The sequence below is a fragment of the Stenotrophomonas sp. SRS1 genome (assembly GCF_026130205.1).
GTDB lineage: Bacteria > Pseudomonadota > Gammaproteobacteria > Xanthomonadales > Xanthomonadaceae > Stenotrophomonas > Stenotrophomonas rhizophila_B.
Genome location: NZ_JAINFD010000002.1, coordinates 707,483 through 729,152 on the forward strand (window position 1 = coordinate 707,483; position 21,670 = coordinate 729,152).

The following is a 21,670-nucleotide window of genomic DNA, read 5'->3' on the forward strand; positions in this document are numbered from 1 at the left end:
ACAGGTGTGGATCAGCGAACCGCTGAAACGACGATGGCGCGCCACCTGGGCGCGCCATCGTCGTCACATCCCGTTGAATGTTCAGGCGTCGCTGGCGACCAGCCCCATCAGTGCATTGGCATGCTCCCGCCACAGTGGCAGCTTGTTGAGCACGCCTGCGCGCTGCAGGTACTCCTCATCGACCGGGTCGCCGTTGATCAGCGCCAGCGCCACGTGCACCGCACCGGTGACCCAGAAGCTGCGGGTGTTGGACTTCTGCGGCTGCAGGTGGAACGCCACCGCCTCGATGATCGGCATCGGCAGGCCCCACAGGCCGAGCAGGTAGGCACCGGCCTCGGCGTGACCGGGACGGTCGTCAGCGGCATCGGCCGGCTCGCCACGCTCGTTGCGTACGCCCGGCAGCAGCAGGCCGATGTCGGCCAGCAGGGCCGCGGTGGCACCCAGTTCCGCGCTGGACTCCGGCAGCAGCTTGGCTGCCAGACGGGACGCCAGCAGTGCCCGCTGCTGCAGCGAGTTGCGTTCGGCGCCGGACAGCGGCGGTGCAGAGAACACCTCGCTGGCCAGGACCAGGTCGCGCAGGGTCGACAACCCAAGGCGGGTCACTGCGGTGCGCAGGTCGGAAATGATCCGGCCATTGTTGAAGAACGCCGAATTGGACAGCTGCAGTACCTTGGCGGCGATAGCCGGGTCGGCTGCGACCAGCTTGGCCACGTCCGCGGTGTTGGTGTCGTCGTCGTGTTCCAGCGCCTGGGTCAGCGACAGGTAAAGGTGGGGCGGGGAGGGCAGCTTCTCGATCCGGCCGATGGCGCTGCGCAGTCGCGCGCTGTCGAGCAGTTCGCGCAGCTCTTCCAGGCTGGTCAGTGCTTCCAGCAGGACTTCCGGGGCCAGCGGCATCGGCAGGAAGCGATGGGCCACGCCGATCAGGCGTGCCGGTGGCGGGCGGTTGCCGTGTTCGGCGTCCACCAGGGCGATGCGGATGGTCTCAGGGCGCAGCGTACGGATCTGGCCGAGCAGCGTGGTGGCGTTGAGATCCGGCAGCTGCGGGCACACGATCACCGCATCGACCGGCAGGCCGGCCACGATGCCCATGGCGCTATGGCCATCGACGGCAGTCAGCGGTTGCCACTCTTCCCCAAGATCGGCAATGAATTCCAACAGCTCAGCCGACAGGCTGGCTTCGTCCCCAACAAGCAGAATGCGCACGACACGGTCCCCTGGCTGACCACGGTGAAACCCACCGTGGACGGTGTGAAGAGACGCAATGTACCCAATCCGGCACGAATAGTGATGTGCCGCATTGAAAAAACGTGATGCGCATCGCTCCGGCAGCGGTGTGCCGGAGCGATGTGGTTCAGTCTCAGGCGATGTTGCCGAGGTAGCGCTGGTGCGCTTCAACCAGGATTTTCTTGGCTTCGGCGGCGCCGCCCCAACCATCCAGCTTGACCCACTTGCCCTTTTCCAGGTCCTTGTAGTGCTCGAAGAAGTGGCCGATGCGCTCCAGCCAATGGCTGGACACCTGCTCGATGTCTTCGACGTGCGCATAGCCACTGAACACCTTGGAGATCGGCACGGCCAGGATCTTCTCGTCGCTGCCGGCCTCGTCGCTCATCTTGAGCACGCCGACCGGACGGCAACGCACCACCGAGCCCGGGACCAGCGGCAGCGGCAGCACCACCAGCACGTCGGCCGGGTCACCGTCGCCGCACAGGGTGCTCGGCACGTAGCCGTAGTTGCAGGGGTAGCGCATCGGGGTGGAGAGGATGCGGTCGACGAAGATCGCGCCGGTTTCCTTGTCCACTTCGTACTTCACCGGCTCGGAATCCTTCGGGATTTCGATGATGACGTTGATTTCTTCCGGCGGGTTCTTGCCGGGCGAGACGAGTTCCAGACCCATGGGTTTACTCCGAGAGGGGGTAGGGGCGCAAAGTCCGACATTTTAGGCCCTTTGCCGGCCGCCGTGCAGCGGCCGGTGGCTCGAAGGGCGTTTCACCGACCCGGCCGCAGGCAGGTGAGCACGGGCCGTTGCTGGAAATGCTCACACAGAGGCGGGGTTGGCGCCGATATCTGCCGTCAGCGGACCTGACGATCATGGCAGCCAACCCGTCTGGAGCCTGGTGATGAAGCTGATGACCCCGCTGGCCACCCTTTCCCTGGCCCTGCCATTGCTGGCGGCCGGCATCTTCAGCGCCGCCGGGCGCGAGGGGCCGTATGTCGATCTGGTCGACTTCCCGCACAAGGAGGCCAACTGGGATCGCTTCTATGATCTGGAGGATCACCTGATCCGGGAATTCCACGATCTCTGTGGTGATACCTACTGTGAGGGCGCGTACAGCAATCATGTCGCGCTGCAGTTCCGTTGCTCGGTCCATGCGGCCAGCGGCATCGTCCAGGCCTGCACGCTTGTGGTCGGCGCCGGCAACCTCGAGGTGGAGCCTGGCAGCGGCCGGGTGGTCCCGGACAGCCGTACCTGGGCCTGCGCTGCGCCACTCGGGGCCAATACCCCCGTGGAAACCCTGCACGTGGCCCTGGCACGCCGCGGCGCGCTGCGCAGACCACTGCCTGGCTCGGACCGCTCGATGCATGACGCCCTGTTCGACTGCCTCAATTGACCTGCCACCCCTTTTCAATCTGCACTGGAGACTGCCGATGAAGACCCTCATTGCGGGCATGCTGCTGCTTGCCACCTGCACGGCCATTGCCGCCGGCCACGCTGCCGGTCCCTATGTCGATGCACGTGAGTACCCCAGCGAGGCCGAGGGCTGGGAGCGCTTCCGCGCAGTGGAGGCGCGGCTGGTGCGCGGCTTCGACGCCATCTGCGGGGACACGTTCTGCGAAGGCGAGTTCCACAACCTGCAGCCGCTGCGTTTCCGGTGTTCGGTGCAGGCGGCCTCGGGCCGTGTGGGTGAATGCCTGTGGACATTCACCGGCAGCACGGCGCGCGTGGACACTGCGACGGGCCGTATCGCGGTGGACGCCCAGACGTGGGCCTGCCGCGCGCCGCTGGCGGCCACCACGCTGCTGCCCGTCCTGCTGCAGACGCTGGAGCAGGACGACGCCTTGCATGCGGCGTTGCCCGGAACCCCGGACAGCATCTACGACGGACTGACGGCGTGCCTCTAAGGGCGCATCGTCACGTCGAGATCCTGCACGACTTAAACGTGACTCATTCTCATTTGCGGAGTAACATGCCGCGGCTCACGGATGGCCGTCTTCCTGCGGTCCCGCTACGTGCATCGGCCCATGTCCTCCAACGCCACCACTCTTACCGACCTGTTGATCCGCGAGCGCCCGGCGCTGCTGCGCCTGGTCCAGCGCATCCTGGGCAGTGACGGCGGTGCCGAAGATGTGATCCAGTCCATCTGGTTCAAGGCGCGTGGCGTGGATAGCGGCCAGCCGATTAGCAATCCCCGCGCCTACCTCTATCGTTTGGCGGCGAATCTGGCCACCGATCACGGCCGTGAGCGCACGCGGCGCACGCGCCTGCTTGCCGAGCATTACCTGTGGGGGCCGGACGAAGTGCTCTCCACCGAAGAGCAGGTCATGGCGCAGGACGAACTGCAGCGCGTGCTGGAGGCGGTCGAGCATCTGCCCGAGCCGACCCGCACCCTGTTCCGGCTCAACCGCCTGCAGGGCATGACCCAGGTGGACGTCGCCAAGCGCCAGGGGGTGTCGGTAACGACCGTGGAGAATCATGTGCGCAGCGCACTGCAGCGACTGGCCTGGGCACGCAGGGGGCGCTGAGCGCGCTGATATCCCGCTTGGGGATACACGTCTGCCGACCGTCTTGATCATAATGACGTGTTGACTGCGTCCTTCCCTTGCCCGCGCGTGACTGCGCCACCCTTCGCCAGCCATGAGCCCGCACCCACCTTCTTCCTCTCCCTGCCCGTCACCGTCCGACGCTGTCGCTGTCCAGGCGCGGGCCTGGATTGCCTGGCTGGCCTCCGGCGCGACCGATGCGGGGCAGATGCAGGCCTTCGAGCAGTGGCTGGGAGAGCCCGGGCACCGGCATGCCTTCGAACACGAACGGCAGCTCTGGCGCAGTCTGGGGCCACGCCCCCCCGCGGCGGCAGCGGCCGTGCCGCGTCGACGGCGGGTCCGTTGGTCCGCGTGGAGCGTGGCGACGGCCGCAGTGCTGGCCTTGGCGTGGGTCGCGCCCGACGCGTGGCTGCGGCTGCAGGCCGATCACCGCAGCACGCGTGCGATCGAGACGGTATCGCTGCCCGATGGCAGCCGTGCGGTACTGGATGCCGACAGCGCCATCGCCGTCCACTACGACGCTCATACGCGCCGTATCGCGCTGCTGCGTGGCCAGGCCTGGTTCGAGGTGGCGCACGAGGCGTCCCGTCCGTTCCAGGTGGAAGCGCAGGGCGGCGTGGTTGAAGATGTTTCCACTGCATTCGCGGTGTCCCGCTGGAACGACCAGGTCGAGGCGGTGGTCGAGCAGGGGCGCGTGCGGGTTGCGGCCACTGAACAAGGCGGCTGGACCTATCTCGATGCGGGCCAGCGTGCACGCTTTGCGCCAGCCGGCCGGGTCACGCGGCTGGACGATGTCACCCTGGACCGCATTGCGGCCTGGCGCGACGGCGAGCTGCTGCTGGAGACGGCCAGCGTGGATGAGGCGGTGCAACGCATCGCGCGCTACCGCTCGGGTGCCACCTTTGTGCGTGGCGATCTGTCGGCCTTGCCGGCGGTCAACGCGGCGTTCCGCATTGATCGCCCGGAGCAGGCGCTCGATGCACTGGCCGTCAGCGCCGGGCTGAGTGTCACCCGCCTGCCGATGGGCGTGGCGATCGTGGCACCGGCGCAGTAGCGCAACCGGCCTTGGGGATGTGCCCGGTTCGTTCGTCTTACTCGGCATAACGTACCCGCCGCCGCCACGTACGTCCGCTGCATCCGCACCCGTGTGCGGGTGACCCGCCTCTGCGGCACTGATCTTCTGACAGGTTTTTCCATGCGTATTTCTCCTCGCGCGGGCCATCGTCCGCGCCCGTCACGTCTCTGCATCGCTCTGCTCACTGCTGGCCTGGCGGCCGCGCCCAGCCTGCCGGCATTCGCCCAATCCAGCCAGGTGCCGGCTGCGGTGACGCTGCGCTTCGACATTCCCGCCCAGCCGCTGTCCGATGCGCTGCGCACTTACATGCGTCAGTCCGGGGTGCAGGTTGCCTATCCGGCGGCGCTGGCCGAGGGCGTGACGTCCGCCGCCGTCGTCGGGCAGATGGATGCGCAGGCGGCCTTGCTGCGCCTGCTGCAGGGCAGCGGGCTGAGCCTGCGCCAGGTCGGTCCGGACGCGGTGACGCTGCAGGGCGCTGCAGTGGCAGCCAGCGACGATGGCCTGATCGTTACTGACGCGCTGAGCGTGGCCGGTGACCGCATCGAGGGCGGCAGCGACGCCGAACGTGCGCTGGAGGTGTACCGCACGGCGGGGTCCAGCGCCTACATCGCGCGCGCCACCATCGAGCGCTTCCGCGGCACCTCCACCGCGGACATCGTCAAGGGTGTGGCCGGCGTCACCGCGGGTGATCCGCGTACCGCCAACGCGCTGGACGTGAACATCCGTGGCCTCCAGGGCCAGAGCCGCATCCCGGTGATCATCGACGGTGGGCAGTCCACCATGGATACCTACCGTGGCTACGCGGGCCAGTCGCAGCGCACCTATCTCGATCCGGACCTGATCTCCAACATCACCATCACCAAGGGGCCGAGCCTGGGCGTCAATGCTTCCGGTGGCATCGGCGGCGTGGTCGAGATGGAAACGCTGAAGATCGAGGACGTGCTGCGTGATGGTCGCGACGCCGGGCTGCGCGTGCGCACCGGCATGGCCAATGCCAGCGCCAACAACGTGCCCGCCTATGACGCCGCACCGCGTACCGACCGCAGCGCGCTGGGCAGCCAGTTCTTCAACATCGCCACCGCCAAGCATTGGGATCGCGTCGACCTGGTCGCGGCGTACGCATGGCGCGAGAACGGCAACTACTTCTCGGGCAAGCACGGCTACGACGATTTCCCGCAGACCCGGCGTACCTTGGCGCCGTTGAATCCGCCCGATACCGAGGTGTTCAACACGTCCTCGCGCTCGGAGTCGTTCCTGCTCAAGGGCACCTGGCGCATCGACGACAACCAGACGCTGGAAGCCGGCTACCGCCGCTATGAAGGCACCGCCGGCGAAATCATGGCCTCGCAGATCATCCGCGTGGACCGCGACCGCGTGCCGCAGTGGGATCCGGGCCATGTCGACATGGACGCCTACAACCTGCGCTACCGCTTCAACCCGGACAACGCGCTGATCGATCTGAAGGCCAACCTCTGGTACACCGACGCCGACAGCCTCATGTACAACGGCCTGACCGGCATCACCCCGTGGTACTTCGACCGCCGCACCGAGTGGTATGACGGCCCGTCGTTCAACACCGATCCGGGCTACAAGGACGCCTACCGCAATGAGCTGACCCAGACCCGGCTCGGCTTCGATGTGGGCAACACCACGCATCTGGATACCGGCGCTGGGCTGTTCACGCTGGACTACGGTCTGTCCTTCAGCGATGAGGACGTCGGCCCCGGCCCGCACTCGCCGGTCATGCACGACGACCTGGTGAACAACCGTTTCCTGCGCAACGCCGAGCGCAAGGAATACAGCGCCGTGGCCTCGGTCAAATGGCAGCCGGACGAGCATTGGGAAGTGGTGGTCGGTGGCCGCTACAACCGCGTCAACGTGCACGACCGCAACCGCCTGGCCACGCCGGACACCTACGGCGTGATCGGGCAGTACCGCTACACCCAGCTGCTCAATGGCAACCCGAACCTGCCGGCGTGGCGCGCCAAGCGCATCGCGATGCTGAACTGGTATCCCGATGCCAATGGCCAGTTCACCGAGGCCTCGTTGCTGGCCTCCCCGTATGAGAAGGGCACGGTTGCCGACATCACCGGCTGGAACTTCCACGATGTCACCCGAACGCAGGACCTGAGCGTGCCGGTCAGCTGGACCTGGTCGCAGCCGATCCGTCGCCGCGACAGTGCCTTCATGCCGAGCGCCAGCGTCGCCTACCGCTTCGACGAAGACACCATGGTGTACGTGAAGTACGCCGAAGGCGTGAAACTGCCCAGCCTGTTCGAGACCACGCTGGGCCTGTTCACCGCGGCCAAGCCCACCGGCGAGCTCAGGCCGGAGCGGGCAGGGACCTGGGAGATCGGCGCGAGCACGGTGCGCCACAGCCTGTTCACCGAGGGCGACCAGGCCGGCTTCAAGCTGGCTTACTTCAACACACGCATCGATGACCTGATCACCCGCGACTACCGCACCCTGTCGGCCGGCCTGATCCGCAACGTGGACCGTTTCAAGGTCTCCGGCGTGGAGTTCCAGTCCAGCTATGACAGCGGCACGGTGTTCGCCGATCTGTCCGCGCATTACTACATCCAGGCCAAGACCTGCGCGCCGGACATCGCCGCCGAGCGCCGCGCCTACGGGATCCAGCGGAAGATCGAGGAACTGAAGAACACTCCGGACTGCGTGGATGGTGGCTTTGAAGGGTCCTACAGCAACACCCAGAACCCGCCGCGCTACAACGTCAACCTGACCCTGGGCTCGCGCCTGTTCGACCAGCGTTTCAGCGTCGGCACCCGGGTGATCCACAACGCCGGCCCGATCAGCACGCTGGACAAGGAATGGAATGTCGGCCTGTCGGCGATCCAGCAGCTGTACCGCCCGGCGACCATCGTGGATCTGTTCGCCAGCTGGCAGGCCAGCGAGCAGTTCGCGGTGGACCTCAATGTGGACAACCTGACCGATCGTTACTACCTCGATCCGCTGGCGCTGGGCGTGATGCCCGCACCGGGCCGGACCGTGCGGCTGGCGCTGACCTACCGCTACTGATGCCAGGACACGACAGGGGCCGGCATTGCCGGCCGCTGCGTGCGTCCGGCCGGCGCATCAGGCGGCCGGACGGCATTTCGTTCAACCCAGCGCTCAGCTGGCGTTGGCCTGTACGGTCGCATCGGCGTGCAGCGCTTCACTGAGCTCATCGACCACGATCGCCCACTCCGCATCCGAGCGCAGCTGCTCGGTCAGGAACTGGCGCTGCCCGTCGTTCCAGTACGGCGCTTCGATCAGGCGGATCTCGTTGGACAGCTGGTGATCGCGGATGAAGGCGGCAATTGCCTCCTCGCTGGCGTCCAGGCCGAGCTGCAGGAACAGATTGGTCATGCGCGGTTCGGTGGTGATCATCGTGTCATTCCAGTGGCAGGGCGTGGTCCGTATTATCGGGGCAAGGCCGTGACGGTGGCATGTGACGTTCGCATCCGCTGATCACGCGACACTGGGCTTGGGGTTACCCCCGTGCCAGACGTCTTCAACAGAGAACCGTGCCCCACTTCCCCATCCAAGCAGTGCCATGATCGTCATCGATACTCCCGAAGCCACCCGCAGCCAACGCCTCAAGGCGGCCACCCGTGACAGCCACGGCGCGCTGGACAAACGCATCATGGCCGGCGACATTTTCGCCAGCCGCGACCTGTTCGCCAGATTCCTGCGCGTGCAGTACCGCTTCCATCGTGACATCGATGCGCTCTACGGCAGTCCCGCGCTGGACGCGCTGCTGCCCGATCTGGACGAGCGCCGACGGCTGCCGCTGATCGCCCGTGATCTTTCCGACCTGGAACAGACGCTGCCGCCACCTGCGTCCACCCGGTTGGATGGTGATCTGCCGCTGCCCGCGGCGCTGGGCTGGCTGTACGTGGCCGAAGGCTCCAATCTCGGTGGCACCGTGCTGTACAAGATGGCGGCACGTCTCGGCCTGGACAGCAATTTCGGCGCCCGCCACCTGGCCGCCCATCCCGATGGTGCCGCCCGCCACTGGCGCGAGTTCACCGCCGCGCTGGATGGCGTCGCGCTGACCGAGGCGCAGGAGCAGCAGATGATCGATGCGGCCGATGCGGCGTTCCGCAGCGTGCATGGGCATGTCGAGGAAGAATTCGCATGACCGCTGCGCCTCCCAGGTACGTCGCGCCGGGCCGCAACCACCGCCCATGATGCGCTGGCTCTGGTTCGGCCTGGGCTGGATCATGGTGGCGCTGGGCGTCATCGGCGCATTGCTGCCGGTGATGCCGACCACGATCTTCCTGATCCTGGCGGTCGGCTGCTTCGCGCGCAGCTCGCCGACGTTCGAACGCCGCCTGCTCGAGCACCCCCGTTACGGTCCATCGCTGCGCCTGTGGCGCGAACAGGGCGCGATCAGCCGCAAGGGCAAGGCCTTCGCGGGCGCCGGCATGGCGTTCGGCTTCGTCATGTTCTGCTGGGGCGCGCATCCGTCCTGGCCGCTGCTGCTCGGCGTCGGCCTGTTCTTCGTGGCCAGCGCGGCGTATGTGCTGTCACGGCCTGGGCCGCAGCCGTCGGCCACGGCCGATCGCCCGCCGCAGCGCTGAACGTGCTGTCCGCCCGGTACTGATTCCCACCGCCTCACCCCCGATACTTTCCGCCCCTTTCCCGCTTCCGGCCCTGCTCCGTGCCGAGATGCCCCTGACCGACGACTCCGCCCATGACCTTGCCCTTCGCTCTTCCTGCCGCCGTGGCGGCACTGCCGCACGACCTGACCCCGTGGGGCATGTACCAGGCCGCCGATGGCGTGGTGCAGACCGTGATGATCGGGCTGGCGCTCGCCTCCATCGCCACCTGGACAGTGCTGGTGGCCAAGATCTGGGAGCTGGGCCGGCAACGCACGCGGCTGCGCCAGGCACGCGCGCTGCTGCTGCAGGCCGCGCACCTGCCGGTGGCGCAGACCCATGCGTTGCTCGACGACGGCGCGGCACACGACCTGATCGACGCCGCCCGCACCGAGCTGCGCCTCTCGCAGGATGCGCAGGATCCGGTCGGGATCAAGGAGCGCGTCGCTTCGCGCCTGGAACGCATCGAACTGGCGCATGCGCGGCAGCTGCGTACCGGGGTGGGCCTGCTCGCCAGCATCGGCGCGATCGCGCCGTTCGTCGGCCTGTTCGGCACGGTGTGGGGGATCATGAACAGTTTCATCGGCATCGCCCACGCCAACACTACCAATCTGGCCGTGGTCGCGCCGGGTATCGCAGAGGCGTTGCTGGCCACCGCGCTCGGCCTGGTCGCGGCGATCCCCGCCGTGGTGATCTACAACCACTTCACCCGCGTGCTGGCCGGCATCCGCGGCTTGCTCGGTGATCTGTCCGCCGGCGTGCAGCAGCTGGTCTCGCGTGATCTGGACCGGCTCTGCAATGCGCCGGCCGTGCGCGACGCGCGCTGAGGACCGGCCATGGCCATCAAGACCGCCCGCCACGACGACGACGCACTGGAAGAAAGCCACGAAATCAACGTCACCCCCTTCATCGACGTCATGCTGGTGCTGCTGATCATCTTCATGGTGGCCGCGCCGCTGGCCACGGTGGATACGCCGGTGGATCTGCCGGCCAGCACCGCGCAGCCGCAGCCACGCGATGCCGAACCGGTGTTCCTCTCGGTGCAGGCCGATCTGTCGCTGAACGTCAACGATGTGCCGGTCGGCACTGACGGGCTGAATGCCACGCTGGAGCGGCTGACCGCTGGCGACCGCGAACAGCGCATCTACCTGCGTGCCGATCAGACCGTGCCCTATGGCGACCTGATGCAGACCATGAACGCGCTGCGCGCGGCCGGGTATCGCCGGATCGCGCTGGTGGGCGTGGAGCAGCGCAGCGAATGAGCCGCGACACCGCCGCAATGCTGCGCTGGGTAGGCAGTCTGGCGCTGGTCCTTGCCGCGCATGCCGTGCTGATCGGCGGCGCGCTGTGGTGGCAGCAGCGAGCGCCGGTGCCGGTCAGCGATACGCCGGTGGAAGCGGTGATGGTGGAGTTGGCGCCGTTACCGGAGGCGCCGTCCGCACCGCCGAAAGAGATCCCACCCGGGCCGTTGCAGCAGGAACAGCATCGGCCCGAACCGACGCCGGTGCCAAAGATCGATCTCCCGCCGGACGACACCCCGGACGCGCAGGACGTGCTGCGCCGCGAGACACCGCGCGAAGCTGCGCCGACGGACCAGCACAACGTGGACCAGACGCTGGCCCCGCCGGAGGTGTCCGCACGGCCATCCGAGCGCTATGCCGCCACGCAGACGGTGGCCGGCCGCCAGGGCAGCGCGGCCGTGACCTGGCAGGGCCTGGTGCTGGGCCATCTGGAACAGTATCGCCGCTACCCGCGCCAGGCCGAACGTCTGCGCCAGCAGGGTGTGGCCTATGTGCGCTTCTCGGTGGACCGGCAGGGCAACGCCTCCAACATCCGGCTGGGCCAGAGCAGCGGCCATCCGCTGCTGGATGAGGAAACGTTGGCTACGGTGCGGCGCGGCAGCCCGTTGCCGCCGCCGCCAGCAGAGATCACCGGCGACCCGGTGGAGGTGATGGTGCCGGTGACATTCTTCCTCCGGCGGCGTTGAGGCGTGACACCCCGCACGCGCTGCACGGACGCGCTGGCATAAGGCCAGCGCGCCCATCCTGCCTCAGAGCAGCGGCACCAGCAGCAATGCCACGATGTTGATGATCTTGATCAGCGGGTTGATGGCCGGGCCGGCGGTGTCCTTGTAGGGATCGCCGACGGTATCGCCGGTGACCGCGGCCTTGTGCGCCTCGCTGCCCTTGCCGCCGAAGTGGCCATCCTCGATGTACTTCTTGGCGTTGTCCCACGCGCCGCCGCCGGTGGTCATCGAAATCGCGACGAACAGGCCGGTGACGATGGTGCCGATCAGCAGGCCGCCGAGCGCGCGTGGCCCGAGCAGCAGGCCGACCACCACCGGTACCGCGACGGGCAACAGCGAGGGGATGATCATTTCGCGGATGGCCGAGCGGGTCAGTAGATCCACCGCGCGGTCGTACTGCGGCTTGCCGGTGCCGTCCATGATCCCGGGAATCTCGCGGAACTGACGGCGCACTTCCTCCACCACCGCCCCCGCTGCGCGACCCACCGCTTCCATCGCCATCGCACCGAACAGGTAGGGGATCAGGCCGCCGAGCAGCAGGCCGATGATCACCTCATGGTTGGACAGGTCGAAGGCGAAGACCTCGCCGGGATTGGCTGCCTGCAGGTTGTGGGTGTAGTCGGCGAACAGCACCAGCGCGGCCAGCGCCGCTGAGCCGATCGCGTAGCCCTTGGTCACCGCCTTGGTGGTGTTGCCGACGGCATCGAGGGGGTCGGTGATGTCGCGGATTTCCGGCGGCAGTTCGGCCATCTCGGCGATGCCGCCGGCGTTGTCGGTGATCGGGCCGTAGGCGTCCAGTGCCACGATCATGCCGGCCATCGAGAGCATCGCGGTCGCGGCGATGGCGATGCCGTACAGGCCGCCGAAGTAGTGCGCCAGCCAGATCGCCACGCACACCGCGATCACCGGCAGGGCCGTGGACTTCATCGAGACACCGAGGCCGGCGATGATGTTGGTGCCGTGCCCGGTGGTGGAGGCCTGCGCCACGTGCTGCACGGGTTTGTACTGGGTGCCGGTGTAGTACTCGGTGATCCACACGATCAGGCCGGTCAGCACCAACCCGATCAAGGCGCAGAAATACAGGTTCAGCGCACCGTATGCGTTGTCCGGCATCAGCTGGGTGGTGATGGGATAGAACGCGATGGCGGCCAGTACAGCGGACACGATCACGCCTTTGTACAGCGCGCCCATGATCGAACCGCCCGGCTTCACCTTGACGAACAGCGCGCCAATGATCGAGGCGATGATCGAGACGCCGCCCAGCACCAGCGGATACAACACCGCATTCGCCCCGGCCTCGGCGATCATCAGGTTGCCGAGCAGCATCGTGGCGATCACGGTGACGGCGTAGGTTTCAAACAGGTCGGCGGCCATGCCGGCGCAGTCGCCGACGTTGTCGCCCACGTTGTCGGCGATCACCGCCGGGTTGCGCGGGTCATCCTCGGGGATGCCGGCTTCGACCTTGCCGACCAGGTCCGCGCCGACATCGGCGCCCTTGGTGAAGATGCCACCGCCCAGCCGCGCGAAGATCGAGATCAGCGATGAGCCAAACGCCAGCCCGACCAGGGCGTGCAGCGTCTGCGCGACATCCAGCCCGAGGCGCAGCAGCAGCGCGTAGTAGCCGGCCACGCCCAGCAGGCCCAGCCCGACCACCAGCATGCCGGTGATCGCACCGCCGCGGAAGGCGACGTCCATGGCCGCACTCAGGCCGTTGCGGGCCGCCTCTGCGGTACGCACGTTGGCACGCACCGAGACGTTCATGCCGATGTAGCCCGCCGCGCCGGACAGCACGGCGCCGATCGCGAAGCCGATCGCGGTGTACCAGCTGAGGAAGAGGCCGACCAGCACGAACAGCACGGCACCGGCGATGGCGATGGTCAGGTATTGACGGTTGAGATAGGCGCGCGCGCCTTCCTGGATGGCGGCGGCGATTTCCTGCATGCGGGCATTGCCAGCCGGTTGCCGGAGGATCCAGCGTGCCGACACAATGCCGTAGAGAATCGCGAGGATGGCGCACAACAGCGCCAGAGAAAGCCCGTAACGTTCCAGCATGTCCCCTCCCGGGTGATGGAATGACATCCAGTGAACGGATGAACGTCTCCACGCGGGGGCACAACAGGCTGCAACCATGAACCAACCCGTTCAGACCGTGCCGGTCTTCAAGCGTGTGGCGGTGTTCAGCAATCCCTGGTGGCCCGAGTATGCGGGTAAATCCTCGATGCATGCCAGCAAGGATTTCAAACTGCGCGTGCGTGCCCGGATCGCCAACGACGGAGGTAGTGCCGGCCGCTGGCCGGCAACCACGCAGATCCGGACGAAGGACCGCCTTTGCCACGCCGTTCAGCGATTTACTGGCAGCCTCGGCCCATCCCCCGCCGTTGGAGTGCTGCCATGTCCCCCCGTCATCTGTTGTGGCTGGCCCTGTTGCCCGCCGTGTCCGCCTTCGCCGCCGAAACCCCCGAGCTGCAGCGCGCCGCCGGCACACCGCAGGCGGTGGGCGCGGCGCATACCCTGCGCCAGATTCCCGAAGCCTGTGCACGGCTGGAAGGCGTGTTCACCGGCGAAGCGGCACAGCCGTACAAGTTCGCCGTGGTCCGCACCAGCGAGCAGTGCCAGCCGCGTGCCCGCTTTGTCGATTACGACAAGGCGCAGCCCACGGAAGCCACGGGCTGGAAGCTCAATGATGTGATCCGCGTGCCGAATGCCTCCTGCCCGGCGCAGCAGGCGGTGGTGCGCGTGTGGCGGATGCCGGTCACCACCAAGCCCGAGCTCGATGGGCAGGGCCAGTCGCGCATCTATCTGGAGGACGCGAAAAAGCAGGCGGCCGCCGGCAAGATCGCCCAGGTGCCGATGTTTGCCGCGCAGATGAAGGTCGAGGGCAAGGCCTGCAACTGACGCCCCGTGACGGCGGGTAGTGCCGGCCGCTGGCCGGCTCCACGCGGACCGTCAGAGGCGCGATGAAACCGGCCGCTGGCCCGCCCCAGGACGCTGCCGGACAGCGCGGTGCCGGCCAGCGGCCGGCACTACCCGAGCGACGGACAGCCCGCGGTGCCGGCCAGCGGCCGGCACTACCCGAGCGACGGACAGCCCGCGGTGCCGGCCAGCGGCCGGCACTACCGGGTCGATTACGCCTCGAAGGCAGGCAGCTTCTTCTTCACCGCCACGTTCTTCAGCGTCACGTACTTCGGCAGGCCATCGGGACCGTACGGCAACGGGGCTTCCCCCTTGATCAGCGGGGCGAGATAGGTGCGGGCCTTGTCGGTGATGCCGAAGCCATCGCGGCGGATGAAGCCGGCCGGCATCTTCTTCTCATGGTTGGCCACCTTGTGCAGCGGGGCCGCCTCGATCTTCCAGCGGTAGGGCGTGTCGCTGGTGCGCACGATCACCGGCATCACCGCGTTCTGGCCCTTCAGCGCGAACTGCACCGCCGCCTTGCCCACCGCCTGTGCCTGCTCCCAATCGGTCTTGGAGGCCAGGTGGCGCGCCGAACGCTGCAGGTAGTCGGGCAGGGTCCAGTGGACCTTGTAGCCGAGCCCATCCTTGACCCGCGCGGCCAGCTGCGAGGCCACGCCACCGAGCTGGGTATGCCCGAACGAATCGGTGCCGCCGCCGGCATCGGCGACGAAGCGGCCATCGGCGGTCTGGATGCCTTCGGAGGCGACCACCACGCAGTAGCCCACCCGCTCGACCACCTGTTTGACCTTGGCCAGGAACGCGGCCTCGTCATACGCGCGCTCGGGCAGCAGGATGATGTGCGGGGCGTCATCGGCGCCCTGGCCGGCCAGTCCCGCAGCCGCCGCGAGCCAGCCGGCGTGGCGGCCCATCGCCTCGTAGACGAATACCTTGGTCGAGGTCTCGGCCATCGCGGCCACATCCAGCGCTGCTTCGCGTACGGAGACGGCGGTGTACTTGGCGGCCGAGCCGAAGCCCGGGCAGGTATCGGTCACGGCCAGATCGTTGTCGATGGTCTTGGGCACGCCGATGCAGGTCAGGTCGTAGTCGAAGGCCTTGGCCAGCTGGGAGACCTTCCAGGCGGTATCGGCCGAATCGTTGCCGCCGTTGTAGAGGAACCAGCGCACGTCATGGGCGCGCAGCACCTCGAGCAGGCGCTCGTACTTGCCGCGGTCGGCCTCCAGCGATTTGAGCTTGTAACGGCATGAGCCGAACGCGCCGCCGGGAGTATGGGCGAGGGCAGCGATGGCGGCTGCGGTCTCCTTGGAGGTGTCGATCAGGTCTTCGCGGAGCGCGCCGAGGATGCCGTTGCGCGCGGCCAAGACCTTGATTCCTTTGGCCCTGGCCGTGCTGATGACCGCCGAGGCGGTGGCATTGATGACGGCGGTGACGCCACCTGACTGAGCGTAGAGGAGGGTACCTTTGGACATGGTGCGACCTTGGTCTGGGGGGACGGACATTGCAGAGACATTACCCGGATGGGGTAAAGTGCGCGTATTGCGGTGCAGCGTGATTGTGGACATTCCCGGGGCGCGCGCCCTCCGTTTTCTTACCAAGTTGGAGTCAGGTTGATGCGATTGGTTCTGTTGGGACCGCCCGGTTCGGGCAAGGGGACACAGGCGACGCGCCTGAAGGAACACCTCGCCATTGCGCACATTTCCACCGGTGATCTGCTGCGGGCCGAAGTGGCCGCCGGCACCGAGCTGGGCAAGCAGGCCAAGGCCGTGATGGATGCCGGCAATCTGGTGTCCGACGACATCCTGCTGGGCATGCTCGAGTCGCGTCTGGGCCAGGACGATGTGGCCAATGGCTTCATCCTCGACGGTTACCCGCGCAACGTGGCCCAGGCCAATGCGCTGGATACCCTGTTGGCCAAGATCGGCCAGCCGCTGGATGCCGTGGTGCAGCTGGACGTGCCGACCGAACTGCTGGTCGAGCGCATCGCCGGCCGTGCGGCCGAACAGGGCCGTGCCGATGACAATCCCGAATCCGTGCGCCAGCGCCTGCAGGTCTACAACGACCAGACCGCACCGGTGGTGGATTTCTATGCCGGCCGCGGCACGCTTGCACGCGTCGATGGCGTGGGCGAACTGAACGATGTGGAAGCGCGCATCCGCGCCGCGATCCAGGCCTGAGCCGGTCGGTGCCGCTACGGCGGCACCGCACCCGTACCGCGTGTGCAGGGCCGAAAACACACACGCCCGGCCCCCGAAGGGACCAGGCGTGTGGTTTGAAGGTGCCAGCGAGCGGGCTTGCTCAGAGCCCCGCAGCATGAGCCCCCCTGGGGATGGCCTCTTGGGGAGTAGGACCAATGGGGTACTGCGGCTGGCCGAGACAATTGTGTCCGTCTTCACAATACGGCGCTATCGGGAATTCCCCGACATCCCGCTGGACTTTTCTTATAGTCGACCAGGAGTTGTCTGACGGCGATCTCCATCGGCGATGGTGATCGGCGACAATCGCACGCATGAGCACGATCCACATTCTTGGCATTGCAGGCACTTTCATGGGCGGCGTGGCCGCACTGGCGCGCGAGAAGGGCCATACGGTCCGCGGCAGCGACCAGGCGATCTACCCGCCGATGTCCACCCAGCTCGAACGCCTGGGCATCGCCCTGGATCCGGGCTACCGCGCCGACAGCGTGGCGCCGGACTGCGACGAGGTGGTGATCGGCAATGCGCTGTCGCGTGGCAATCCCGCCGTGGAAGCGGTGCTGGATGCAGGCCAACGCTACATCTCCGGCGCCCAGTGGCTGTCCGAGCAGGTGCTGCCAGGCCGCGACACCCTGGCCGTCGCCGGCACCCACGGCAAGACCACCACCACCACCATCCTGACCTGGCTGCTGCACAGCGCCGGGCGTGACCCCGGCTTCCTGATCGGCGGCGTGGCCGAGGATTTCGGCGTCTCCGCCCGCGTCGGCAGCGGCCGTGAGTTCGTGGTCGAGGCGGACGAGTACGACACCGCGTTTTTCGACAAGCGCAGCAAGTTCGTGCACTACCGGCCGCTGGTGGCCATCCTCAACAACCTTGAATACGACCACGCCGATATCTTTCCGGACGTGGCCGCGATCCAGCGCCAGTTCCACCATCTGATCCGCACCGTGCCCGCGCGCGGGCGACTGATCGTCAATGGTGAAGACGGCTATCTCGCCGAGGTGCTGGCGATGGGCTGCTGGACCCCGGTGGAGCGGTTCGGCTTCGATCCCACGCTGGAGTGGCACGCCGAGCTGGTGGAGGCCGACGGCAGTGTGTTCGTCGTGCACCATCGTGGCGAGCGCGTCGGTGAAGTGCGCTGGTCGTTGCTAGGCCGCCACAACGTCCTCAACGGGTTGGCCGCCCTGGCTGCCGCACACGCGGTCGGCGTCGAGCTGGCCACGGTGATCCCGGCGCTGGCCGCGTTCCGCAGCGTCAAGCGCCGGCTGGAAGTGATCGGCCAGGCGCGCGACATCACCATTTACGACGATTTCGCGCATCACCCCACCGCGATCCGCACGACCCTCGATGGCCTGCGTGCCAAGGTGGGCGATGCCCGCATCGTGGTGGCCATGGAGCCGCGTAGCAACTCGATGCGGCTGGGGGCGCACGCGCAGGCGCTGGCGCCTTCGCTGGACGGTGCCGACGCGGTGGTGTTCCTGCATCGCCCCGAGCTGGCCTGGGATGCGGCCAGCGTGATCGCCGCCGTGCGTGGCCAGGCCCATGCCGTGCCGGACACCGATGCGTTGCTGGCTCAGCTGGGCGCGATCGCAGCGCCGGGTGACCATGTGGTGTTCATGTCCAACGGCGGTTTCGATGGGGCGCCGCGCCGCTTCCTGGCGCAGCTGCAGCAGCCCTGAGGGACGCGGGCCATGACCGACACCGCTTCACTGCCCCTGTTCCCGCTGCACACCGTGCTGCTGCCCGGCGCGGCGCTCGGCCTGCGGGTGTTCGAACGCCGCTACCTGGACATGCTGCGCGAATGCAGCCGTGCGGGGACGGCCTTCGGTGTGTGCCTGATCCTGGACGGTGAGGAGGTCGGTGCGCCGGCGTTGCCTGCCGCCTATGGGGTCGAGGCGCGGATCGAGGATTTCGACGTGGGCGCCGATGGCGTGCTGGTGCTGCGCCTGCGTGGCCAGCGCCGCTTCCATGTGGATCGGACCCGCGTGCGCGACAACGGGCTGATCATTGCCGAAGTGACCTGGTGCGCGGCCGACAGCGACGACGAGCTGCAGCCCGAGCACGCGCTGATGGCGACCGTGCTGGAGCACATCATCGAGCAGGCCGGTGCGGCCTTCGCACCGGTCAGCCCGGCGCAGATGGAGCAGGCCAGCTGGGTCGGCTGGCGCCTGGCCGAACTGCTGCCGCTGCAGGACGCGCAACGCCTGCAACTGCTGCAACACGATGACCCGCACCAGCGCCTGCAGGCGCTGCTGGACTGGATGCCGTAACGCACGGTTCCGCCCCGCGTTACGCCCCCTTGGCCGGGTAGCTCCGGCGCTGCATCACTCGGCCGGTGGCATGCGCACGCGCAGCACCGGCATCTCGGTGTCTGGATGGGTATCGACCTGCTGCGGCAGGCCGTCCAGTGCCTGGCGGACCGCATTGAGCGACGGGTCGATGCCACGCATCGGCCGCCACATCCCGATCAGCTTGAAGTGCTGCTGGTAATGCAGCGTCTGCGCACTGCCCAGCCACAGCGGTTCATTGTCCGGCGCCGCCAGGCGTGCCGGTGCCGGCCACAGGCGCAGCGCGAAGATCTCATTGGGCGCATTGCCGGCGCGAAGCATCAGCAGCGATTCGACCTGCGTATCCAGCGTGGCCGGCAGCACCGGTACCTTGTCCTTGTCGGAGGACTTGTCGAGCATCAACAGCGCCTGTTCCCAGCCGGCCTGCGGCTGCACGCGCCAGCCCTGGCTTTCCAGCCGACGCTGCAACGGGGCCAGTGGACCGGCCACCTGCACGTCCAGCGGCCAGCGCTGATCGTCATCGAACTCATTGCGGCGCGACGGCAGGTGCTGCCAGCCGGTCGTCCACCAGGCCTGGGCATCCAGCGGTGCCGGCGTCGGCTGGGCTGGCTCGAAGCGCGCCAGTTTCACCGGAATGTTGCGCGGGGCGTACCAGAGCGCGGCGATGGCGAACGTGCCGTAGAACAGCCATGCCACCGGCTTGACCCAGAACGAGCGGTTGAAGCGGCGGCGGTAGGCGATGCCCAGCACCAGCAGCCAGAACAGGCCGAACAGCATGCCGCCGATCACATCGCTCAGCCAATGCGCGCCGAGGTAGATGCGGGCGAAGCCGATCAGGCTGACGATGATGCCCGACAGCAGGTAGGGCCATACGCGGGTGCGCCCCGGCAGTTCACGGGCGATCAGCACGGCGAAGAAGCCGAAGGTGATCGTAGCCATCGTCACCGACACCGACGGGAAGCCGAAGCCGCTGCTCGCATCCGGCGGGCGGACCACGTCCACCGTCGCACCGAGCAGCTTGCACAGCGCCAGCCCGAAGGCGAGGGCGGCCAGCCAGTGCGCGGCCGCCATCCAGCGGCGACGCCAGAGCAGATAGCCCATGCCGGCGGCGGTGGCGGGCAGCAGGACCTGCCAGGCGCCCAGCGAGGCCAGCGCGGCCATCGGGTAATCGGCCAGCGGATTGCGCAGGGCCAGCATCGCGTGATGCACGGCCAGATCGACCATCAGCGGTTCGCCGTGGGCGACCACCGCCATCAGCAGGGCGAACCAGCCCCAGCCGAGCAACAGCAGCATCACCGCCAGCATCGCCAGCGGCACCGACTCACGGCGCTGCGGGTCGAACACGGCGACGGAGTAACGACCCAGGGTCGGGTGACGCTGCGACCAGGCCAGCAGGCTGGCCAGCCAGCTGTCCATGCGCGAGGCCGACCAGCGGTAGCCATACAGCACGATCGCCCAGACCAGGCCCATGATCACGCCGAGCAGGGCCAGTACCATCACCAGCCGGCCGGCGACCGCCGCGACCGCGTCATACGCCTCGCCGAGCACCCAGCCGGGCGCGAGGAACAGCACCGCCCAGGACAGACTGGCGATGCCGCTGGCCTGGATGTAGCGCGACAGCGGCATCTTCATCATGCCGGCGATGGCTGGCACGAACGGGCGGATCGCGCCGACATAACGCGCCACCAGGATGCTCTTGAAGGCGTTGCGGCGGAACATCGTCTCGCCACGGTCGAGCAGCTGCGGGTACTTGCTGAAGGGCCAGAAGCCACGCAGGCGATCCCCCCAGCGCCGGCCGATCCAGTAGCTGATGCCGTCACCGGCAAACGCGCCCAACGCGGCGCACGCCACCGCGTAAGGCCCGGAGATCTGGCCCAGGCCGATGAACACACCGACGGCGAACAGCAGCGGCAACGCGGGCACGATCGCGCCCAGCACGATGACCGCATCGCAGAAGGCGATGAGGAAAATGACCGCACCGGCAAGCACGGGGTGAGCTGAGATCCACGCAAGCGTGGCATCGATCCATGACGAGTCCATCGGGGGATTATAGAGGGGGCAAAGTGACTGACTGCCCGCCAGACGCCGGGAATGTGCGGCATCTGCAGTGAATGAACGCGATCACCCGCCTAGAATGGCGGCATGACACGCCCTCCCGATCCCGCGCCGACCGCCCTCAAAGCCGACAGTTTCGGCCGCATCCTGCTGATGGAGGAGGACGGCCACCGGTTCGTACGCCGTGATCTGGAGGCCACGCCCTGGTGGCTGCGGCTGCCGGCGTGGTGGTTGGCCCGGCGCGAGGCACGCGCGCTGGCGCATCTGGATGGCATGCCCGCCACGCCGCGGTTGCTGGGCTGGAACGGGCGCTGGCTGGACCGCAGCTTCATGGCCGGTGATGCCATGTACCAGCGTCCGCCACATGGCGACCTGGCCTACTTCCGCGCGGCCCGACGGCTGCTGCAGCAGGTGCATCGCCATGGCATCGCACACAACGACCTGGCCAAGGAGGCCAACTGGCTGGTACGCGAAGACGGCTCGCCGGCCCTGATCGATTTCCAGCTGGCGGTGATCGGCGATCCGCGCTCACGCTGGATGCGCCTTCTGGCCCGCGAAGACCTGCGCCATCTGCTCAAGCACAAGCGCATGTACTGCCGGCAGTCGCTGACCCCGGTGGAAAAGCGGCTGCTCAAACGCACCTCATGGGTGCGCGATCTCTGGTTCCGTACCGGCAAGCCGGTCTACCGCTTTGTCACGCGGAAAATCCTGCACTGGGAAGACAACGAAGGGCAGGGCCCCAAGCCGTAGGCGTTGGGATG

Annotated in this window: 21 protein-coding genes; 15 read left to right on the forward strand and 6 right to left on the reverse strand. The window is 67.6% G+C overall.

The genetic code is table 11. The annotated features are described in order from the left end of the window. Positions 1 to 81: 81 nt before the first annotated feature. Together K4043_RS08790 and ppa are read right to left on the reverse strand one after the other, a co-directional pair. Positions 82 to 1,203 (reverse strand): HDOD domain-containing protein, encoded by a 1,122-nt coding sequence (locus K4043_RS08790; RefSeq protein WP_123730266.1) that lies wholly within the window; start codon positions 1,201 to 1,203, stop codon positions 82 to 84. Between the two features lie 154 nt (positions 1,204 to 1,357). Then, entirely contained in the window at positions 1,358 to 1,894 is a 537-nt protein-coding gene (gene ppa, locus K4043_RS08795; RefSeq protein ID WP_019183821.1) for an inorganic diphosphatase, read from the reverse strand. 223 nt (positions 1,895 to 2,117) lie between these two features. Between ppa and K4043_RS08800 the strand changes: the two genes are divergently transcribed. From K4043_RS08800 to K4043_RS08820, 5 genes are all read left to right on the forward strand, one after another. Next, the gene (locus K4043_RS08800; RefSeq protein ID WP_265309009.1) at positions 2,118 to 2,609 is read left to right on the forward strand and encodes a hypothetical protein; all 492 of its coding nucleotides are present in this window, start codon (positions 2,118 to 2,120) and stop codon (positions 2,607 to 2,609) included. A 37-nt stretch (positions 2,610 to 2,646) separates the two neighbouring features. After that, positions 2,647 to 3,120 (forward strand): hypothetical protein, encoded by a 474-nt coding sequence (locus K4043_RS08805; RefSeq protein ID WP_265309011.1) that lies wholly within the window; start codon positions 2,647 to 2,649, stop codon positions 3,118 to 3,120. Between the two features lie 120 nt (positions 3,121 to 3,240). After that, positions 3,241 to 3,741 carry an RNA polymerase sigma factor gene (locus K4043_RS08810; RefSeq protein WP_123730866.1) on the forward strand — a complete coding sequence of 167 codons (501 nt, stop codon included), beginning with the start codon at positions 3,241 to 3,243 and terminating at the stop codon, positions 3,739 to 3,741. Between the two features lie 112 nt (positions 3,742 to 3,853). Beyond that, positions 3,854 to 4,813 (forward strand): FecR domain-containing protein, encoded by a 960-nt coding sequence (locus K4043_RS08815; RefSeq protein WP_265309013.1) that lies wholly within the window; start codon positions 3,854 to 3,856, stop codon positions 4,811 to 4,813. 141 nt (positions 4,814 to 4,954) lie between these two features. Then, the gene (locus K4043_RS08820) at positions 4,955 to 7,870 is read left to right on the forward strand and encodes a TonB-dependent receptor (protein WP_265309015.1); all 2,916 of its coding nucleotides are present in this window, start codon (positions 4,955 to 4,957) and stop codon (positions 7,868 to 7,870) included. A gap of 93 nt (positions 7,871 to 7,963) precedes the next feature. Here K4043_RS08820 and K4043_RS08825 read toward each other — a convergent pair whose 3' ends face one another. Then, positions 7,964 to 8,221: a DUF2789 domain-containing protein gene (locus tag K4043_RS08825; RefSeq protein ID WP_123730270.1), complete on the reverse strand. Its 258-nt coding sequence runs from the start codon at positions 8,219 to 8,221 to the stop codon at positions 7,964 to 7,966. Positions 8,222 to 8,387: 166 nt separating this feature from the next. Here K4043_RS08825 and K4043_RS08830 point away from each other — a divergent pair, with 166 nt between their 5' ends. From K4043_RS08830 to K4043_RS08850, 5 genes are all read left to right on the forward strand, one after another. Next, on the forward strand, positions 8,388 to 8,975 hold the full coding sequence (locus tag K4043_RS08830; RefSeq protein WP_265309017.1) for a biliverdin-producing heme oxygenase: 588 nt from the start codon (positions 8,388 to 8,390) through the stop codon (positions 8,973 to 8,975). Positions 8,976 to 9,024: 49 nt separating this feature from the next. Continuing rightward, entirely contained in the window at positions 9,025 to 9,417 is a 393-nt protein-coding gene (locus K4043_RS08835; RefSeq protein ID WP_123730867.1) for a YbaN family protein, read from the forward strand. 113 nt (positions 9,418 to 9,530) lie between these two features. Then, entirely contained in the window at positions 9,531 to 10,262 is a 732-nt protein-coding gene (exbB, locus tag K4043_RS08840) for a tonB-system energizer ExbB (protein WP_265309019.1), read from the forward strand. Positions 10,263 to 10,271: 9 nt separating this feature from the next. Further along, positions 10,272 to 10,697: a TonB system transport protein ExbD gene (gene exbD / locus K4043_RS08845; protein ID WP_123730273.1), complete on the forward strand. Its 426-nt coding sequence runs from the start codon at positions 10,272 to 10,274 to the stop codon at positions 10,695 to 10,697. Then, positions 10,694 to 11,422 (forward strand): energy transducer TonB, encoded by a 729-nt coding sequence (locus tag K4043_RS08850; protein ID WP_265309020.1) that lies wholly within the window; start codon positions 10,694 to 10,696, stop codon positions 11,420 to 11,422. The genes exbD and K4043_RS08850 overlap by 4 nt, the downstream gene beginning before the upstream one ends. A 63-nt stretch (positions 11,423 to 11,485) precedes the next feature. On the opposite strand, the gene K4043_RS08855 is transcribed toward K4043_RS08850, so the two are convergent. Beyond that, positions 11,486 to 13,513 carry a sodium-translocating pyrophosphatase gene (locus tag K4043_RS08855; protein ID WP_265309022.1) on the reverse strand — a complete coding sequence of 676 codons (2,028 nt, stop codon included), beginning with the start codon at positions 13,511 to 13,513 and terminating at the stop codon, positions 11,486 to 11,488. 339 nt (positions 13,514 to 13,852) lie between these two features. Here K4043_RS08855 and K4043_RS08860 point away from each other — a divergent pair, with 339 nt between their 5' ends. Continuing rightward, positions 13,853 to 14,356, forward strand: coding sequence for a hypothetical protein (locus tag K4043_RS08860; protein ID WP_123730277.1), 504 nt, complete (start codon positions 13,853 to 13,855; stop codon positions 14,354 to 14,356). 230 nt (positions 14,357 to 14,586) lie between these two features. Here the strand turns inward: K4043_RS08860 and K4043_RS08865 are convergent, their stop codons facing one another. Further along, positions 14,587 to 15,843: a 6-phosphofructokinase gene (locus tag K4043_RS08865; protein ID WP_123730278.1), complete on the reverse strand. Its 1,257-nt coding sequence runs from the start codon at positions 15,841 to 15,843 to the stop codon at positions 14,587 to 14,589. Between the two features lie 141 nt (positions 15,844 to 15,984). On the opposite strand from K4043_RS08865, the gene K4043_RS08870 reads away from it, so the two are divergent. The 3 genes from K4043_RS08870 (at position 15,985) to K4043_RS08880 (ending at position 18,836) form a co-directional block, all read left to right on the forward strand. Next, complete coding sequence (locus tag K4043_RS08870; protein ID WP_123730279.1) at positions 15,985 to 16,548, forward strand: adenylate kinase; 564 nt, start codon at positions 15,985 to 15,987, stop codon at positions 16,546 to 16,548. A gap of 332 nt (positions 16,549 to 16,880) precedes the next feature. Next, a complete protein-coding gene (gene mpl, locus K4043_RS08875; protein ID WP_265309024.1) occupies positions 16,881 to 18,245 on the forward strand; it encodes a UDP-N-acetylmuramate:L-alanyl-gamma-D-glutamyl-meso-diaminopimelate ligase in 1,365 nt (454 codons plus the stop codon). Between the two features lie 12 nt (positions 18,246 to 18,257). Beyond that, complete coding sequence (locus tag K4043_RS08880) at positions 18,258 to 18,836, forward strand: LON peptidase substrate-binding domain-containing protein (protein ID WP_123730281.1); 579 nt, start codon at positions 18,258 to 18,260, stop codon at positions 18,834 to 18,836. A gap of 54 nt (positions 18,837 to 18,890) precedes the next feature. On the opposite strand, the gene K4043_RS08885 is transcribed toward K4043_RS08880, so the two are convergent. Continuing rightward, the gene (locus tag K4043_RS08885) at positions 18,891 to 20,894 is read right to left on the reverse strand and encodes a bifunctional DedA family/phosphatase PAP2 family protein (protein WP_123730282.1); all 2,004 of its coding nucleotides are present in this window, start codon (positions 20,892 to 20,894) and stop codon (positions 18,891 to 18,893) included. 102 nt (positions 20,895 to 20,996) lie between these two features. Between K4043_RS08885 and K4043_RS08890 the strand changes: the two genes are divergently transcribed. Continuing rightward, the gene (locus K4043_RS08890; RefSeq protein WP_123730283.1) at positions 20,997 to 21,659 is read left to right on the forward strand and encodes a serine/threonine-protein kinase; all 663 of its coding nucleotides are present in this window, start codon (positions 20,997 to 20,999) and stop codon (positions 21,657 to 21,659) included. The last annotated feature ends 11 nt before the right edge of the window (positions 21,660 to 21,670 follow it).

What these genes read in the sequence shown, in the direction of transcription:
- K4043_RS08860 (WP_123730277.1), top strand. Translation starts at nt 13,853, where the DNA reads ATGTCCCCCCGTCATCTGTTGTGGCTGGCCCTGTTGCCCGCCGTGTCC.
- K4043_RS08800 (WP_265309009.1), top strand. Translation starts at nt 2,118, where the DNA reads ATGAAGCTGATGACCCCGCTGGCCACCCTTTCCCTGGCCCTGCCATTG.
- K4043_RS08805 (WP_265309011.1), top strand. Translation starts at nt 2,647, where the DNA reads ATGAAGACCCTCATTGCGGGCATGCTGCTGCTTGCCACCTGCACGGCC.
- K4043_RS08880 (WP_123730281.1), top strand. Translation starts at nt 18,258, where the DNA reads ATGACCGACACCGCTTCACTGCCCCTGTTCCCGCTGCACACCGTGCTG.
- mpl (WP_265309024.1), top strand. Translation starts at nt 16,881, where the DNA reads ATGAGCACGATCCACATTCTTGGCATTGCAGGCACTTTCATGGGCGGC.
- K4043_RS08870 (WP_123730279.1), top strand. Translation starts at nt 15,985, where the DNA reads ATGCGATTGGTTCTGTTGGGACCGCCCGGTTCGGGCAAGGGGACACAG.
- K4043_RS08885 (WP_123730282.1), bottom strand. Translation starts at nt 20,894, where the DNA reads ATGGACTCGTCATGGATCGATGCCACGCTTGCGTGGATCTCAGCTCAC.
- K4043_RS08830 (WP_265309017.1), top strand. Translation starts at nt 8,388, where the DNA reads ATGATCGTCATCGATACTCCCGAAGCCACCCGCAGCCAACGCCTCAAG.
- K4043_RS08815 (WP_265309013.1), top strand. Translation starts at nt 3,854, where the DNA reads ATGAGCCCGCACCCACCTTCTTCCTCTCCCTGCCCGTCACCGTCCGAC.
- K4043_RS08890 (WP_123730283.1), top strand. Translation starts at nt 20,997, where the DNA reads ATGACACGCCCTCCCGATCCCGCGCCGACCGCCCTCAAAGCCGACAGT.
- K4043_RS08820 (WP_265309015.1), top strand. Translation starts at nt 4,955, where the DNA reads ATGCGTATTTCTCCTCGCGCGGGCCATCGTCCGCGCCCGTCACGTCTC.
- exbB (WP_265309019.1), top strand. Translation starts at nt 9,531, where the DNA reads ATGACCTTGCCCTTCGCTCTTCCTGCCGCCGTGGCGGCACTGCCGCAC.
- K4043_RS08825 (WP_123730270.1), bottom strand. Translation starts at nt 8,221, where the DNA reads ATGATCACCACCGAACCGCGCATGACCAATCTGTTCCTGCAGCTCGGC.
- ppa (WP_019183821.1), bottom strand. Translation starts at nt 1,894, where the DNA reads ATGGGTCTGGAACTCGTCTCGCCCGGCAAGAACCCGCCGGAAGAAATC.
- K4043_RS08855 (WP_265309022.1), bottom strand. Translation starts at nt 13,513, where the DNA reads ATGCTGGAACGTTACGGGCTTTCTCTGGCGCTGTTGTGCGCCATCCTC.
- K4043_RS08865 (WP_123730278.1), bottom strand. Translation starts at nt 15,843, where the DNA reads ATGTCCAAAGGTACCCTCCTCTACGCTCAGTCAGGTGGCGTCACCGCC.
- K4043_RS08850 (WP_265309020.1), top strand. Translation starts at nt 10,694, where the DNA reads ATGAGCCGCGACACCGCCGCAATGCTGCGCTGGGTAGGCAGTCTGGCG.
- exbD (WP_123730273.1), top strand. Translation starts at nt 10,272, where the DNA reads ATGGCCATCAAGACCGCCCGCCACGACGACGACGCACTGGAAGAAAGC.
- K4043_RS08810 (WP_123730866.1), top strand. Translation starts at nt 3,241, where the DNA reads ATGTCCTCCAACGCCACCACTCTTACCGACCTGTTGATCCGCGAGCGC.
- K4043_RS08835 (WP_123730867.1), top strand. Translation starts at nt 9,025, where the DNA reads ATGCGCTGGCTCTGGTTCGGCCTGGGCTGGATCATGGTGGCGCTGGGC.